Raw genomic sequence first — 14,086 nt, 5'->3', positions numbered from 1 at the left:
ATAAGCCTAATAAATGTGACAGGAGATCTTATGGCCCCCATCTTTGCTTTCCGCAAACGGTTTACCCTGCAATACACACTGATTTTATTATTGAGTGGACTCGCGTCGCTTTCCGTTATGGCCGAAACCTTCACCGTGTCGTCCCCGGATGGCGCGCTTGACGTAACGGTAGTGACAGACAATCAATTGCAATGGTCGGTGACCCATCGCGGTAAAAAAGTGATTACGCCCAGCGAACTGGGCATGGTAGTGGATGGCAAACCCATCACCCGCAAGCTCGCCATTACGGAACATCGAACCCATGAAGTCGACCAGGTTGTAATCCCCGCTGTTGCACAAAAATCCTCACGCATTCGCGATCATTACCACGACCTGCACCTCGTGTTTAACAATCAATTCGGCATTGAATTTCGCGCATATAACGACGGTGTTGCTTATCGTTTTTTCAGTCAACGTGAAGGCGATATGCAGATCGACAGTGAATTGATGGAATTAAATTTCCCCGCGGGCGCGACCACCTTATTTCCGGAAGAAGAAACGCTGATCTCTCACTTCGAACGCCATTACATTCCGGAAACCATTGCCGATATCAACAAAAAACGGTTTGCATCTTTGCCGGCATATATGGCGGTGGATGACATCAATGTTGTATTTACCGAAAGCGATGTGTGGGATTATCCCGGTATGTTTTTATACGGCACCGGCAAGAGCGGATTCCGCGCAGATTTTCCCGGCGTTGTAACTCGCGCAACACCCATGCGCGGCTCGGAAGATCGCAACCAGGATGTAACCTTTGCCAAACACATCGCCGAAACACGCGGCACGCGCAGCTTTCCCTGGCGCCTCGCGATTATCACCGCAGACGACCGAAAAATTATTGAAAGCGAACTGGTGTATTTGCTCGCGCGCGACAATCAGATTGGTGATACCAGCTGGATAAAGCCTGGTAAGGTCGCCTGGGATTGGTACAACGCCAACAATATTTACGGCGTGGATTTTAAATCCGGTTTAAACACGGAAACGTATAAATACTACATCGACTTCGCATCCCGATACGGCCTGGAATATGTGATCCTCGACGAAGGCTGGTCCAAGTCCACCACCAATATACTCGCACCCAATCCTGACCTGGATGTGGAAGCCTTGATCGCCTATGGCCGCGAAAAAAATGTGCGCATTATTTTATGGACGCTCTGGGGACCGCTGGATAAAAACTACGAAAATATCCTCGCCACCTGGGCATCCTGGGGCGTCGCCGGAATCAAGGTCGACTTTATGCAACGCGCCGATCAATACATGGTGAACTTCTATGAAAAAATCGCCCGCGAAGCCGCCAAACACAAATTATTGGTGGACTACCACGGCGGCTTCAAACCCAGCGGCCATGGACGCACTTACCCCAACGTGCTCTCACACGAAGGCGTCAAAGGCAATGAAAACAACAAATGGAGCCGCGACGTCACACCCAAGCACACCGTCACACTCCCCTTCATCCGCATGGCCGCCGGCCCCATGGACTTCACCCCCGGCGCGTTACGCAATGCACGCATCGAAAACCACAACATCAACCACTACCGCCCCATGAGCATCGGCACCCGCGCGCATCAAGTGGCGATGTACGCCGTTTTCGAAAGCCCCTTGCAGATGCTCTGCGAATCACCCTCAAGCTACTACCGCGAACCCAAAACCACCGAATTCATCGCCCGCTTCCCCACCACCTGGGACGAAACCCGCGTACTCCACGCCAGCGTCGGCGAATACGTCGTCATCGCCCGCCGCCACGGCGACAACTGGTACATCGGCGCAATGACCGACGAACAACCACGGGAATTTACAATTGATTTTTCTTTCCTGGGTGAAGGGAACTATCAACTGGATTTATATCGCGACGGTGTTAACACCGAAAATTTTGCAGAGGATTATCAGCGTGAACAGCGCGATGTAACGAGGGAAGAAAAACTAAAAATTAAACTCGCATCCGGTGGTGGTTGGGCGGGGATTGTTTCGCGGAATTGATTTTTGCGCGTAGCGAAGACGTTTGCCATGAGTCACCATGTTTCGACAGCACACAACAAATTGGCAGGAAAGCCAATTTGCACAGCGGAGCTGCCCGCAGGGTAAGCCACAAGGATCTAGCGAATGAATAAACTCTCTACTTGACCCTTGCACAATGCGAGTTTGGCGTTAGGGCTTTGGTTTCGAAACCCTCAAGTCAAGGACGACTTGAGGGAGCTACAAGGATGTATTCATGCGTTTTCGAAACCAAAGCCCTAATGACAAACGTACTACGAAGCACTTCCCTTCAAAACTATCTTAGCGCCCGACTTGAACTCGCCGGATGCCAAGGCTCAGGCACATAATGCGTTCTCTCCAACGCTTTGTAATGCTCCAAATCATACTCCGGCTTCTCCAAACCAGCAGGAATCGGCTTCCCGGAAAGACTCTGAAAATAAAGCACACAAGAATCCCGCCACCGCACCGCATCGCGTTCTTGTATTTCCAACAGCGCCTTCACCTGCGCAAACCGTTGCGAATCAATCAACCCTTCCAGTTCACTCCACTCACGCTGCATTTCCCGCACCTGCTCAACGCCTGCGTAATATTTGTGAACCAACTCCTCCCACAAGGTACGCCCCGATACCATCTTGTGATCCCAACTCACGTGATGAAACCACAGCATTAAATCCTCAGGCACTTTATCGATATCACCATAGATATCCCGCACCGCAGGATGATATTGCGCGACCGCATTGGAACCGCTGGCGGTGCGATCAAAACCGATGCCGTCTTTGCTGGCGCGGTGATAATAGGTTGCCGTCCAGTCGGCGCGGCCGGATTTATCGTGCCAGGGTGCGGGACCATAGTGGTGGCCTTGCGCGTACAAATGGGTAAGACCCAATGGCGAGCGATAATTCACCCCGGCTTCGCGGGATTGCATCATCATCTCGCGCAGGGGTGCGATAAATTTTTCGTTATTGGTGAAGGTCATGCGCAGCCATTCATCGGCAATGGCTTCTGCGGTGAGTGTGTAATCCCAGGCCAAACGGCCGAAAGCGTACCAACTGGATTGCACAAACGGATGACCGGTCCAGTTACGGTCGGTGCCGGGATTGATGACGGCGGCCATGCCGGTGCGTGAATAATTAAATACTTTGCCTTCGAGAATTTTGCCGATGGTCGTGCCCGGCCCTTTGGCGTGAGTGTCGGTGTTGAGCACTTCAGTAAACAATGGCCCCTGGTAGGCGAGGTGTTTGTCGAAACCAAAATATTCCTGGGTCACCTGGAATTCAATCATGGTGTTGGTGTTCGGCAGGTTGCCGAACAGCGGCGAGAAAGGTTCGCGCGGCTGGAAATCAATGGGGCCATTTTTCACTTGCAGGATGACGTTTTCACGAAACTTCCCGTCGAGTGGTGTGAACTCATCGTAAGCACCGCGAAAGCGATCTTCGATATCCGCGTTGTAGACAAACGCCCGCCAGAATACGACGCCGCCATAAGGCTTGAGCGCATCAGCCAGCATGTTGGCGCCATCGGCATGATTGCGGCCGTAGCCTTGCGGGCCGGGTTGACCTTCGGAGTCAGCCTTCACCAGATAACCGCCGAAGTCAGGAATATAGGAATAAATTTTTTCGGTGCGCGCCTTCCACCAGGCTTGCACGCGCGGATCGAGCGGATCGGCGGAATCCAGATCGCCAAAGGCGCGCGGCGAATCGTAATTGATGGAGAGATACAACTTGATCCCATAGGGCCGGAAAGTGTCAGCCAGGGCAGCGACTTTTTTCAGGAATTGATCGCTGAGGATGCGCGGGTCTGCATTGACGTTGTTGATTACCGTACCGTTGATGCCGAGCGACGCATTGATACGCGCATAATCGGTGTAACGCGGGTTTTTATACTCCGGCAGGCTGCCCCATTCCCACAGTGACAAACCGGCGTACCCGCGTTCTACCAGGCGATTCAAATTATCCCAATGGTTGACCACGCGATGCTGTACGCGCGGCGCGCTACTGATAGCGAGATCATTCAATTTCCGGTGTGTCTGCATCTGGCGCAGCAAATCGAACACACCGTAAAGCACACCCACATCACTGTTGGCGGCGATCACCAACACGTCGCGCTTGTTGACCTTGGTCTGTTCAATCAAATACCCCTCGGGTCCGAGTTCGGCCAGGCGGTCATCAAGTTTCAGGGCGGCAATCAAGGGGGAGCCTTGCGGGGTACCGATAACCACAGAACCTTTGCGGGCAAGATTTTTGGTTAGGGGGATCTCGGTATCCAGTAAACTCTTCAGGCCAGTTTGCAATTCAGCCGTTGCGGCATGCAAAGTGGGTGAATCGGCTTCGCTGACAATGTGCTTAACCTGCGCGCGGTAGTGTTTAAGCAAACTACTATCAGAGACGGTCGGGTAGCGCAGCCACATGTCGTAGCCGTCTTCGGCAATGGCTATCTGGGCGACTAGTATACAAGTCAGCAGAATAAACCGGGAGAAAGCGCGTATAAACATAATAATCGGCCTGTTTTTATCGGTATATTGACGCGTTTATCAGCGTCGATCAGATTGGATAGGAGAAAGGGCAGAACGCAAACAATGCAAAAGATTCTGGTTAATGTCAAATAAACCTAAAGTAAAAAAGCGTCAATGTGGGACGCTGGCGGGACAGGGGTTCAATAAAAATCAGGGCTGCTCAGCCGCCCGATTGGCTTCATCCAGCCAGGGGCGTTTGCCGTCCTTGCGAGCGGGTGGCAATTGACTGATCTGGGTTTCAATCCAGGTTTTAATGTCTTCAGTTAACTGTTTGCGATCACGGCCTTCGGTGAGGATGGGCTCGCCGATCACGACGGTCACTGTGCCGGGGTATTTGAGAAAGTGTTTGTGGGGCCAGCACTCCGCGGCATTGTGCGCAACCGGTACAACAGGCACACCGGCGGTGCAGGCGATGTCTGCGCCGCTGCGCGCATAATTTCCTACCGTGCCCAAGGGCACGCGCGTGCCTTCGGGAAAGATCAATAAATTGTTACCTTCCTTAAGTCTTGCCAGACCTTTGCTTTTGACATCTTTTAAAGCCTGGATCGGATTCCTGCGATCAATGGCGATAGGCCGCAAGGTTGCCAGGCCCCAGCCAAAAAACGGAATGCGCAGTAATTCTTTTTTGAGGATGGTGCTGACCGGACCGAAATAATATTGCAGGAACATGGTTTCCCAGGTGCTTTGATGTTTGGACATTACCACGCAGGGATATAGCTCCGGGTGGCGCTGGCCGACGATGCGAAAACGAACTCCGCAGCATATTCGCAGCAACACCATGGTCAGACGGTTCCAGATGGTGACGATACGCCAACGCCAGCTGTATGGCAGGATAGGCTGAATGATTACCGCGATAAAGCCGATGACCATGCCGGTGAAATTGTGCAGGACGAGAAATAAAAAACTGCGAAGGTAGAGCACTATGCATTCTCGCGTGTTGTGTTGATCAGAGAGTCGGCCGCTGCGGCCAGATCATCAAAAACCTGTACCTGTTCCAGGGTCAGCCCCGGAAAATCATCGGTGCTGTCGCTGTCCGGGTATTGCAAATCTTCAAGGGTTTTTAACCCATTACCGGTGCGCACCAGCACCGGCTGGCAAGCTTTACTGATTGCCGCTTGCAGATCGCGCAGGGTATCGCCGATAAAAGGCGCACCTTCGGCAGAGATATTAAATTCTGCTTCGATAGCGTCAACCAAACCGGGTTTGGGTTTGCGGCATTTACAGTGATCTTCCGGCGCATGGGGGCAATAAAAAATCGCGCTGATCTCGCCGCCGTGATCTTCCACCAGCTGCGTGATTTTTTCATGCATGGCTTCCAGATCGTCAAGATCAAATTTGCCGCGCGCCAGGCCGGATTGATTGGTAGCAATCACCACCGTAAAGCCCGCCTGCGATAAACGCGCGATGGCCTCAATACTACCCGCAATCGGCACACACTCATCCGCCGACTTCACAAAGTCAGGCCGGTCGAGATTGATCACACCATCGCGGTCAAGAATTACCAGTTTCATGCCATCTCACAAGGTCGAATTAGCCGCGCAAAGCGCGGCGTAATCCGACACGCATCTTAAAAAAAGAATTAACTCTTTGCCGGCACCAGATAAGAAATATCCGCCACTTCCAAAAACAAGCCGCGCAGTTGCTGCAACAAGGCCAGGCGGTTTTGCTGTAGCGCCGGGTTGTCGCACATCACCATGACGTTGTCGAAGAAGCTGTCCACTGGCTGTTGCAAATCAGCGAGGCTGGCGAGTGCTTCCGTATATTGATGCGCAACATACATGGGTGCAACCACACTGGCTTTTGCGATGATCGCGTTGGCCAGATTTTTCTCGGCCTCTTCCACCAACAGGTCGGGATTTAATGCTGCGCCAATCTCGCCAGCTTGTTTGCTTAGGATATTGGATACGCGTTTGTTCGCGGCTGCCAGTGCTTGTGCTTGGGGCAATTTGCTGAATTCGAAAACTGCTTTTACACGCAGGTCGATATCCAGCGGCACGCTGATTTGTTTCGCGTTAACTGCCTGGAACACTTCTGCCGGAATCTGTGCGTCTTCATAAAACGCGCGGAAACGGTCGAGCATATAACCGAGCACAGTATCTACCAGCTCGTCGCCTACCGTTAATGCTTTGTGTTGTGCCTTGGCAAAGTTCAGCAGGTCGCGCAGATCCAGGTTGAGTTTTTTCTCCACCAGAATACGCAACACCGAAATGCTGGCGCGACGCAACGCGAAAGGGTCTTTAGAGCCGGTAGGTTGTTGGCCAATGCCAAAGATACCGGAGATGGTATCCAGGCGATCCGCCAGTGCAATGATGGCACCAGTCGTTGTCGCGGGTAATTCATCGCCGGCGAAACGCGGCAGGTATTGTTCGTTCATCGCCGCTGCGACGTCGACATTTTCGCCGTCATTCAATGCATAGTAATAACCGGCGATCCCCTGCATATTGTCGAATTCGCCCACCATGTTGGTGACCAGATCCGATTTGCACAATTGCCCGGCACGTTCAGCCAGCTTTTTATCGGCCTTTAATTGCTCAGCGATATACACCGCCAGTGCTGCGACACGTTCGGTTTTTTCATAAATCGTCCCAAGCTGGGCCTGGAAGACGATAGTTTTCAAACGCTCACGCAGGGATTCCAGAGTAACTTTTTTATCGGTTTCAAAAAAGAAGGCTGCATCGGACAAGCGTGGGCGAATCACGCGTTCATTTCCGTCAATCACCAGCGCCGGATTTTTACTTTCGATATTGGCCACGGTAATAAAGTGCGGCAGGAGTTTGCCTTTGCTGTCCACCACGTGGAAATATTTCTGGTGTTCTTTCATGGACGCGATCAGTGCTTCGGCGGGCACATCCAGAAAACGTTTTTCAAATTTACCGGTTAAGGCCACCGGCCATTCCACCAGCGCGGTGACTTCGTCGAGCAGGTCCGCATCGATAACTGCGACACCGCCAACCTTTTTCGCTTCGGCTTCCACTTGCTGTTTAATGAGTTCGCGTCGCTCGGTCATGTCGACCAGCACGTACCCGATAGTCTTCAACTTGCTCAGGTATTCTTCCGCACTTTCCAGTTGTAACTCCTGGTTGTAATGGAAGCGATGGCCGCGCGTGCAGCGGTTGGCGCGCAAGCCGAGCACGGTTGCGTCCACGATGTCGTAACCATAGAGCATCACCAGCCAGTGGGCCGGCCGCACAAATTCGGTCCGTTTTGCGCCCCAGCGCATGCGTTTGGCGATGGGTAATTTGGCGAGCGCGGTTTCTACAATCTCACCCAACAGGCTGCAGGTTTCCTTGCCTTCGGTGGTGACGCGGGCAACGAGTTTTTCGACTTTGCCGTCGCTCTCGGCAGCCAAGGCATCCACGGAAATACTATTCTTTTCTGCGAAGGCGATAGCGGCTTTGGTGGGTTTGCCAGCGCCATCAAATGCCACGGTTTTTGGTGGGCCCCAGACAACCAGTTCTTTTTGCGGCGTAGCTTCGATCAACTGTTCAACGATGATCGCCAAACGGCGTGGCGCCGCAAACGATTTAATTGCGCTGTAAGTTAATTCCTGAGCTTGCAAACCGGCGGCGATGTTTTCTTCCAGCGCGGCAATCAGGGTTTTCAGGGCTTTGGGTGGCAGCTCTTCGGTGCCCAGTTCCAATAAAAAATCAGCAGACATTATTCTTCTCCCTCCGCGGACAGCAATTCATTGCGCAGAGATTCAGGGGCCAGCGGGAAGCCGAGGGATTTGCGTTTGTCAAAATAGGCTTGCGCTACCGCACGCGCCAGCGCACGCACGCGCAAAATAAAACGTTGGCGTTCGGTAACCGAAATGGCGTGACGGGCATCCAGCAAGTTAAACGCATGGGATGCTTTCATCACCATTTCATAGGCTGGCAGCGGCAGACTTTTTTCCATCAAGCGTTGGCTCTCGCGCTCGTAGACATCAAAGCTGTGAAATAAAAATTCCGTGTCCGCTTCTTCAAAGTTGAAGGTGGACATCTCCACTTCATTTTGATGGAACACATCACCGTAGGTGACCTTGTCGCCGTTGGGGTTGATGGTCCACACCAGATCAAAGATCGAATCCACGCCTTGCAGGTACATGGCGATGCGCTCGATACCGTAGGTGATTTCGCCGGTCACGGGATAACACTCCAGACCACCCACTTGTTGAAAATAGGTGAACTGCGTGACTTCCATCCCGTTCAGCCAGACTTCCCAACCGAGACCCCAGGCGCCGAGTGTGGGCGATTCCCAGTTGTCTTCCACAAAACGGATATCGTGAACGGCGGTGTCGATGCCCATTTCGCGCAATGAACCCAGATAAAGTTCCTGGATATTGTCCGGCGATGGTTTAAGTGCAACCTGAAACTGGTAGTAATGTTGCAAGCGGTTGGGGTTCTCACCGTAACGGCCGTCTTTGGGGCGGCGGCAGGGCTGCACGTAAGCGGCGTTCCAGGTCTCCGGGCCGATGGCGCGCAGGAAGGTGGCGGGGTGAAAGGTGCCGGCGCCGACTTCGAGGTCGAGCGGTTGCAGGATCACGCAACCCTGGCGTGCCCAATATTCTTGCAGGGCGAGGATTAGCCCTTGGAAGGTGCTTACATCCGGTTTTTTTGCATCAGGCTTGGGAGAACCTGCGGAATCTTGATGGTCAGACACGGAGACTTGCCTCTGGCTTGCGGTTCGAAAAGATAAAAGAGCGCCGGATTATAGCGGGACTGGTGCGGCATTAGTACTGTCGGGCTCCATGGTTGTGGATGGATTGTGAGGTTATCTCTGAGACTCGCCGTAAACCCGGCCCCTTCGCGCTCCCGGCGCTTCGGGACACTTCCCACATCCATGTGGGTCGTCCATCGGGGCTCATCACCAGCATCCTTGCTGGTGATGGTCTCAGGGGTAAGATCGGAAACCATGGAAGATCGGAGCAATACCCGGCGTTCAGTTGTGGGTTTTTTTCCGGTAAGCTGGCTGGCCGTTTTGCCAGTTGTTGGCAGTAGTTGTTCACAATAATGAGCTCAACAAGAATGAAAGACTGGTTGGTCGTCAGCTTTATTAAATTCCTTTCGCTTTTACCGTTATCAGTAAGCCGTGCTCTGGGTGCTTTTCTGGGTGGTTTGTTATGGCGCGGGCGGGGGCGGGAGAAGCAGGTGACGATCACCAATTTGCGTTTGTGTTTTCCGGAGTTAAATGAAGAAGAAATTCATGCGTTGGCGCGCCAGAGTTTGCAGGAGACGATGAAGACGGCGATGGAGGCGGGTGCGGTTTGGCGGAAAGATTACGCGTGGCTTAAGAGCAAGATGGTGGAGGTTGAGGGCGAGCATATCCTGCGGGAAAAGTTGGCTTTGGGGAAAGGGTTGTTGGTGTTGGCGCCGCATCATGGGAATTGGGAGGTGGTGGCGCCTTATCTGGCGAGTATTGCGCCCTTGACGGCGATGTATCAGCCGTTGAAGTCGGCGGCGATGGATGAATTGGTGTTGAACGGGCGCAGTAAGTTGAACATTACGATGGCGCCGACCAATCGCAAGGGTGTGATGATGCTGCTCAAGGCGTTGCAGCAGGGCACCATCGTGGGCATCCTGCCGGATCAGGTGCCAGAGAAGACGGCGGCTGGGGGTGTTGCGCCTTTCTTTGGTCAGCCGGCGCTGACGATTGGTTTGATCCACGGGCTGATTCAAAAGACCGGTTGCGCGGTGGCGTCGGTTTTTGCGCAGCGGGTGCCGGGTGGGTTCAAGATGGTGGTGCTGGATGCCGATCCGGCGATTTACAGTGAGGATGAGTTGACCTCGCTGGCGGGTATGAATGCGAGTGTGGAGGCGTGTGTGCGACGCGCGCCGGCGCAGTATCAGTGGGAATACAAACGTTTTCGTCGCCTGCCGGAGGGTTATCCCCGGCATTACCAGAAATCATCCCGCCAGACGGCGTAGCGGGGTAAGCATTAGCGCGTGGCTATCGATATGCACGCTTTGCAAAAAATCCTTTTTCACCATAGTGTGTTGCGCCAGTCTTAGGGCTACAATTAGGCGGCTTTTATGTCGCTGCGCTCCGTGTGTTATTGACGAGGGCGCTCATCCGTCGCTGCTAACCCAGCATCTTCTGTATTCAAATCATGTGATAGTCGTTGGCCAGAATAATGAGCAATAACACAAAGTCAGGTTTGCATTGGTTCCTTTTTGGTTCGCTATGGTTAACGCTGACTGCTTGCAGTTCGACCTCTCATCTGTTTGTTAAAAAAACTGAGCTGGATGCGCTGGACCAATGTCTGGCAACGCAGAAATCCCAGCAGGAAATCTTTACCCAGCAACAGACCAAGCTGGAAGAAACCATCAATATGCTCAGTGAGAGTCTTGAGGAACAAAAGAAACTCGCTGCCATTCCCCCACCGCCTCCGCCGCCCGTAGAAAGACCCCGCCCGATTGTATGTCCGAAATTGCCACCGCGCCCGGTGCAGGCGACCAACGTTAATGACACGGTATTTCAGGATAAGCAGGTCGTGGGTGAGAAAGAACAGGTTTACCTCAACGATCTGGGCATCAGCATGAGTGCGCGTATCGACACCGGTGCCACCACAGCGTCGATGGATGCCCGTGACATTCAGACCTTTGAGCGCAACGGCGAAGAGTGGGTGCGTTTTATCGTGTACCACCCGACCACCCGCGAGCCGATTGAGGTTGAGCGTAAACGGGTCCGTCGTGTGCACATTGTTCAGTCCGGCGCTGAAGAACCGGAGCGTCGTCCGGTGGTGGAGATGCGGATTACCTTGGGTAAGATTACCCAGAATGCCGAGTTCACCCTCGCTGACCGCAGCAATCTGGAACAGCCGATGATTATTGGTCGCAATGTATTGCGCGATGTGATGCTGGTTGATGTGAGCCGCAGTGAAATTGTTCCTCCGGTTCGCCCGGAGAAAGCGCCCGAGCCAGCACCCAAGCCACAGGACAAACCCAAAACGGAAGAAAAGCCCAAGGCGGCCAGCGAGCCTCAAGCCAAACCGCAAACCCAACCAGAGCCTAAACCTGAACCACAGGCTGACCAATGAACAAACCCTCCCGCGTTCCGTTTTACAGCATTATTGTCGGATTGATTCTGCTCGGGCTGGGCACCGCCTGGCTGCGTCATACCACCATGGAGATTCCCTTTCTGGCCGGTGAGCAGCGCCCGGTGTGGATGATTGAGGCACGGGTAGATTTTTATGCGAGCGGTGATGCCGTCGTCGCCAATCTGGCTTTGCCGGATAACCCGCCCGGTTTCCGCATGTTCACCGAACAAGCCGCGTCGCCCGGTTACGGCTGGTCGGTCATCGAGAGCAGTGAAGGCCGTCGTGGCGAGTGGACCAAGCGCAGCGCCAGCGGTCTGCAAACCCTGTATTACAAAGCACAATTCGTCGGTGGTCTGGATTACGAGCCGACCATGGAACCCGAACCACCCCAAGCCAAACCCGTGATCTGGGATGGCCCCCAGGCAACCGCTGCCGGCCAACTACTGGCGGTGGCGCTGTCCACTTCCAGCACGCCGCAAAGCATGACGCGGGAGTTGATCAAGCTGCTTAAAGATCCCTCGCCAGACCAGAACGCATCGCTGATGTTGGCGGCCGAGCCCAATATGGCCACTCTGCTGGAAAAGCTGCTCAATCAGGCCGGTATCCCCGCCCGCAGTGCCATGGGTTTGTATCTTGAGGATGCCCGTCGTCACCAATCCCTGACGCAGATGGTGGAAGTTTATGACGGCGAAGAATGGGTGCTGTTTAATCCCGTCACCGGCCAACAAGGCGTACCGGAGAATCTGTTGATCTGGCATCGCGGCAATCAGTCGTTGCTGGACGTGGTGGGTGGGCGCAACTCGCGTATCGGTTTCTCGATGATTTACCAGACAGTCCCGGCGCTCGAACTGGCCCGCGCCCAGACCAATGACAGCATCTTTTCCATCATTGGTGTGCATCGCCTGCCCATTGAAGAACAGAGCATGTTCAAGCTGCTGTTCCTGCTGCCGCTCGGTGCGCTGGTGGTGGTGTTCATGCGCGTAATCGTGGGTTTGAAGACCTCCGGCACCTTTATGCCGATCCTGATTGCGCTCGCTTTCTTGCAAACCTCGCTCGTTCTCGGGTTATTCAGTTTTATTACCGTGGTGTCCTTCGGGCTGGTGCTGCGCACCTATCTCTCGCGGCTGAACCTGTTATTGATTGCACGGATTGCCACGCTGGTGGTGTTGGTGATCTTTATTATCTCCATCCTCAGCCTGATTGGTTACCAGATGGGTCTGAATACCGGTATGACCATCACCTTCTTCCCGATGATCATCATCGCCTGGACCATTGAGCGGATGTCGATCCTATGGGAAGAAGAAGGCCCGAAAGAAGTCTTGGTGCAGGGTGGGGGTAGTTTGCTTGTCGCCGTGCTGGCCTACCTGATGATGCAATTGCCGTTGATCGGTCACCTGACCTTTAACTTCCCGGAGCTCAACCTGGTGTTCCTGGCGTTCATCATGTTGATGGGTCAATACACTGGCTACAAATTCTCTGAGTTGCGCCGCTTCCGCGCCATGGTGGAGAACGAAACTGTCGAAGACAAGGCGGGTGGCACCAAGTGAAATGGGTCAGTCCGTGGCGCCTGCGCCGCATGGGAATTCTGGGGATGAATTGCCGCAATCGCGACTTTATTGGCAGCTACAACTCCCGCCACCTGTTTCCTTTGGTGGATAACAAGCTCAAGACCAAGCTGCTGGCCGAAGAATATGAAGTGGCGACGCCGCGTCTGTTTTTTGTGGTTGAACAGCAGCACGAGATTGCCCATATCGAAAAGAAGCTGGAAGGCTTGGAAGGCTTCGCGGTCAAGCCGGCGAAGGGTTCCGGCGGTAAGGGGATTCTGGTCATTATCGGCCGACGCGGCGACAAGTTCATCAAATCATCCGGCGCGGAAATTACTGTCGAAGATATCCGCCGCCACATGAGTAACACCCTCGCGGGTCTCTATTCACTGGGCGGCAAACCGGACATGGTGATCGTGGAAGACCTGATCCAGTTCGACGATTCGTTTGAAGGCTATTCCTACGAAGGCGTACCGGATATCCGCATCATCGTGTTCAAGGGCTATCCGGTGATGGCGATGCTGCGTCTGGCAACCCATGCCTCGGACGGTAAAGCCAATCTGCACCAGGGCGCAGTGGGGGTGGGGCTGGATATCGCCACCGGTCGCGCGCTCAAAGCCGTGCAATTCTCCAAGCCGGTTACCCATCATCCGGACACCAAACGCCCGCTCAATGAAATTCAGATCGCCAACTGGCGTGACATGCTATTGCTGGCCTCTCGCTGTTATGAGATGACCGGCCTGGGCTATATCGGCACCGACATCGTGCTCGACAAAGTGCGTGGCGCGCAGCTGTTGGAATTGAATGCGCGCCCCGGATTATCGATTCAGGTCGCCAATGGTCGTGGTTTACTACCCCGTCTGCGCCACATCGAATCCCTCAAGCCCCGCGCCCACCGTACCCCGGAACAGCGGGTGGACTATGTGATGCGCACCTTTGTAAAAGACGGCCTGTGATGTTTGGTGTTTGTTGATCCCGTAGGTCGGCTTAGCCAAAGGC

General features: G+C 53.8%; 10 protein-coding genes. 5 read left to right on the top strand and 5 right to left on the bottom strand.

All coding sequences use genetic code 11. The features are described from left to right. Window positions 1-30: 30 nt before the first annotated feature. Window positions 31-2,016 (top strand): glycoside hydrolase family 97 protein, encoded by a 1,986-nt coding sequence (locus CBR65_RS13635; protein ID WP_087467367.1) that lies wholly within the window; start codon window positions 31-33, stop codon window positions 2,014-2,016. Between the two features lie 292 nt (window positions 2,017-2,308). Here CBR65_RS13635 and CBR65_RS13630 read toward each other — a convergent pair whose 3' ends face one another. The 5 genes from CBR65_RS13630 to glyQ form a co-directional block, all read right to left on the bottom strand. Beyond that, window positions 2,309-4,504 (bottom strand): alpha-glucuronidase family glycosyl hydrolase, encoded by a 2,196-nt coding sequence (locus CBR65_RS13630; RefSeq protein WP_087467366.1) that lies wholly within the window; start codon window positions 4,502-4,504, stop codon window positions 2,309-2,311. 171 nt (window positions 4,505-4,675) lie between these two features. Then, window positions 4,676-5,446 carry a 1-acyl-sn-glycerol-3-phosphate acyltransferase gene (locus CBR65_RS13625; protein WP_087467365.1) on the bottom strand — a complete coding sequence of 257 codons (771 nt, stop codon included), beginning with the start codon at window positions 5,444-5,446 and terminating at the stop codon, window positions 4,676-4,678. Beyond that, entirely contained in the window at window positions 5,446-6,036 is a 591-nt protein-coding gene (gmhB, locus tag CBR65_RS13620) for a D-glycero-beta-D-manno-heptose 1,7-bisphosphate 7-phosphatase (RefSeq protein WP_087467364.1), read from the bottom strand. The genes CBR65_RS13625 and gmhB overlap by 1 nt, the downstream gene beginning before the upstream one ends. 68 nt (window positions 6,037-6,104) lie before the next feature. Beyond that, the gene (gene glyS, locus CBR65_RS13615; protein ID WP_087467363.1) at window positions 6,105-8,183 is read right to left on the bottom strand and encodes a glycine--tRNA ligase subunit beta; all 2,079 of its coding nucleotides are present in this window, start codon (window positions 8,181-8,183) and stop codon (window positions 6,105-6,107) included. Next, window positions 8,183-9,166 carry a glycine--tRNA ligase subunit alpha gene (gene glyQ / locus CBR65_RS13610; RefSeq protein WP_087467362.1) on the bottom strand — a complete coding sequence of 328 codons (984 nt, stop codon included), beginning with the start codon at window positions 9,164-9,166 and terminating at the stop codon, window positions 8,183-8,185. The genes glyS and glyQ overlap by 1 nt, the downstream gene beginning before the upstream one ends. A gap of 365 nt (window positions 9,167-9,531) precedes the next feature. Between glyQ and CBR65_RS13605 the strand changes: the two genes are divergently transcribed. From CBR65_RS13605 to CBR65_RS13590, 4 genes are all read left to right on the top strand, one after another. Then, entirely contained in the window at window positions 9,532-10,431 is a 900-nt protein-coding gene (locus CBR65_RS13605; RefSeq protein ID WP_087467361.1) for a lysophospholipid acyltransferase family protein, read from the top strand. A 206-nt stretch (window positions 10,432-10,637) separates the two neighbouring features. Next, window positions 10,638-11,543 (top strand): RimK/LysX family protein, encoded by a 906-nt coding sequence (locus CBR65_RS13600; RefSeq protein WP_087467360.1) that lies wholly within the window; start codon window positions 10,638-10,640, stop codon window positions 11,541-11,543. Beyond that, on the top strand, window positions 11,540-13,090 hold the full coding sequence (locus CBR65_RS13595) for an inactive transglutaminase family protein (RefSeq protein WP_087467359.1): 1,551 nt from the start codon (window positions 11,540-11,542) through the stop codon (window positions 13,088-13,090). Before CBR65_RS13600 ends, CBR65_RS13595 begins: the two co-directional genes overlap by 4 nt. Beyond that, window positions 13,087-14,043, top strand: a complete 957-nt coding sequence (locus CBR65_RS13590; RefSeq protein ID WP_087467358.1) for an alpha-L-glutamate ligase-like protein — start codon at window positions 13,087-13,089, stop codon at window positions 14,041-14,043. Before CBR65_RS13595 ends, CBR65_RS13590 begins: the two co-directional genes overlap by 4 nt. Window positions 14,044-14,086 lie beyond the last annotated feature (43 nt).

The sequence above is a fragment of the Cellvibrio sp. PSBB006 genome (genome assembly GCF_002162135.1).
Taxonomy (GTDB): Bacteria; Pseudomonadota; Gammaproteobacteria; order Pseudomonadales; family Cellvibrionaceae; genus Cellvibrio.
This window is presented reverse-complemented; position numbering and strand designations above follow the sequence as displayed.

Coding starts and splice junctions, on each gene's coding strand:
- CBR65_RS13635 (WP_087467367.1), top strand. CDS start 31: ATGGCCCCCATCTTTGCTTTCCGCAAACGGTTTACCCTGCAATACACA.
- glyS (WP_087467363.1), bottom strand. CDS start 8,183: ATGTCTGCTGATTTTTTATTGGAACTGGGCACCGAAGAGCTGCCACCC.
- CBR65_RS13605 (WP_087467361.1), top strand. CDS start 9,532: ATGAAAGACTGGTTGGTCGTCAGCTTTATTAAATTCCTTTCGCTTTTA.
- CBR65_RS13595 (WP_087467359.1), top strand. CDS start 11,540: ATGAACAAACCCTCCCGCGTTCCGTTTTACAGCATTATTGTCGGATTG.
- CBR65_RS13630 (WP_087467366.1), bottom strand. CDS start 4,504: ATGTTTATACGCGCTTTCTCCCGGTTTATTCTGCTGACTTGTATACTA.
- gmhB (WP_087467364.1), bottom strand. CDS start 6,036: ATGAAACTGGTAATTCTTGACCGCGATGGTGTGATCAATCTCGACCGG.
- CBR65_RS13600 (WP_087467360.1), top strand. CDS start 10,638: ATGAGCAATAACACAAAGTCAGGTTTGCATTGGTTCCTTTTTGGTTCG.